Here is a 719-nt window from a genome sequence, read left to right on the forward strand (position 1 = left end):
TGGGTTGCTTTCCACCATCGTGGTACCTTTACACCATGGCATTGAACATCAAGGATGCTGAGACCGAGCGACTCGCGACGGAGATCGCGGCTCTTGCGAACGAGACGAAGACCCAGGCGGTCCGGGTGGCGTTGGTCGAACGCCGGGACCGCATGGCGCTGCTGCGAGCGGAGAGCCGCCGCGAGCGGCACCTACGTCACTTTTTGCTGGAGGAGGCGTGGCCGCAGATACCGACAGATCAACGTGGGGTGCCGCTCACCCGGGATGAACGCGAGGAGATCCTCGGCTACGGACCGGATGGCCTGTGATCGTCGACAGTTCGGCTCTGGTAGCTGTCCTGCTGCGAGAGCCTGACTATGAGGTCCTGCTGGATGCCCTGGCCGGGGCGTTCGGCAGGGGTGACTTCATCGGCGTCGGCACTCCGACTCTCGCCGAGACCGGTCTGGTCCTGACGTCTCGTCTCGGGGTGCTCGGTCGGACGCTGCTCGCGCGACTGGTTGACGAGGCGGGCATGACAGAAATCTCGTTCGACGCGGAACACTGGAAGGTCGCGGTCGAAGCGTTCACCCGCTATGGTCGCCGGCGTCATCCCGCCGGGTTGAACTTCGGCGATTGTTTGACCTATGCGATTGCCCGTGTTGTCGATGAGCCGCTGCTCTACATCGGCGACGACTTCGCGAAGACCGACATCCGTGCAGTCCTCTGAACAGGCAATCAGG

At 63.3% G+C, this 719-nt stretch carries 2 protein-coding genes; both read left to right on the plus strand.

Features of this window, described 5'->3' with window-relative positions:
• Positions 1-308: type II toxin-antitoxin system VapB family antitoxin (locus tag U9980_RS23485; RefSeq protein ID WP_322769924.1), on the plus strand; the 308-nt coding region annotated here is incomplete at its 5' end.
• Entirely contained in the window at positions 305-706 is a 402-nt protein-coding gene (locus U9980_RS23490; RefSeq protein ID WP_322747718.1) for a type II toxin-antitoxin system VapC family toxin, read from the plus strand. The genes U9980_RS23485 and U9980_RS23490, both read left to right, overlap by 4 nt.
• The last annotated feature ends 13 nt before the right edge of the window (positions 707-719 follow it).

The organism is Protofrankia sp. Cr1 (assembly GCF_963555865.1).
Lineage (GTDB): Bacteria > Actinomycetota > Actinomycetes > Frankiales > Frankiaceae > Protofrankia.